The sequence below is a fragment of the Massilia sp. CFBP 13721 genome (genome assembly GCF_014842025.1).
GTDB lineage: Bacteria > Pseudomonadota > Gammaproteobacteria > Burkholderiales > Burkholderiaceae_D > Telluria.
This window is the reverse complement of record NZ_JACYUY010000061.1, coordinates 1-1082: the sequence shown is the minus strand read 5'-3', so window position 1 is coordinate 1082 and position 1082 is coordinate 1. Positions and strand designations below refer to the sequence as shown.

The window sequence follows — 1082 nt, the reverse complement described above, 5'->3', positions numbered from 1 at the left end:
GCTAATGACGGTACCTGAAGAATAAGCACCGGCTAACTACGTGCCAGCAGCCGCGGTAATACGTAGGGTGCAAGCGTTAATCGGAATTACTGGGCGTAAAGCGTGCGCAGGCGGTTTTGTAAGTCTGTCGTGAAAGCCCCGGGCTCAACCTGGGAATTGCGATGGAGACTGCAAGGCTTGAATCTGGCAGAGGGGGGTAGAATTCCACGTGTAGCAGTGAAATGCGTAGAGATGTGGAGGAACACCGATGGCGAAGGCAGCCCCCTGGGTCAAGATTGACGCTCATGCACGAAAGCGTGGGGAGCAAACAGGATTAGATACCCTGGTAGTCCACGCCCTAAACGATGTCTACTAGTTGTCGGGTTTTAATTAACTTGGTAACGCAGCTAACGCGTGAAGTAGACCGCCTGGGGAGTACGGTCGCAAGATTAAAACTCAAAGGAATTGACGGGGACCCGCACAAGCGGTGGATGATGTGGATTAATTCGATGCAACGCGAAAAACCTTACCTACCCTTGACATGTCAGGAAGGCCGGAGAGATCTGGCTGTGCCCGAAAGGGAACCTGAACACAGGTGCTGCATGGCTGTCGTCAGCTCGTGTCGTGAGATGTTGGGTTAAGTCCCGCAACGAGCGCAACCCTTGTCATTAGTTGCTACATTTAGTTGAGCACTCTAATGAGACTGCCGGTGACAAACCGGAGGAAGGTGGGGATGACGTCAAGTCCTCATGGCCCTTATGGGTAGGGCTTCACACGTCATACAATGGTACATACAGAGGGCCGCCAACCCGCGAGGGGGAGCTAATCCCAGAAAGTGTATCGTAGTCCGGATCGCAGTCTGCAACTCGACTGCGTGAAGTTGGAATCGCTAGTAATCGCGGATCAGCATGTCGCGGTGAATACGTTCCCGGGTCTTGTACACACCGCCCGTCACACCATGGGAGCGGGTTTTACCAGAAGTAGGTAGCTTAACCGCAAGGGGGGCGCTTACCACGGTAGGATTCGTGACTGGGGTGAAGTCGTAACAAGGTAGCCGTATCGGAAGGTGCGGCTGGATCACCTCCTTTCTAGAGTAGCACCGG

1 rRNA gene is annotated in these 1082 nt (G+C 53.9%); it reads left to right on the top strand.

What is annotated here, in order from left to right:
• Window positions 1-1067: ribosomal RNA gene (locus tag IFT60_RS26155) — 16S ribosomal RNA — on the top strand; the annotation flags it as partial.
• Window positions 1068-1082 lie beyond the last annotated feature (15 nt).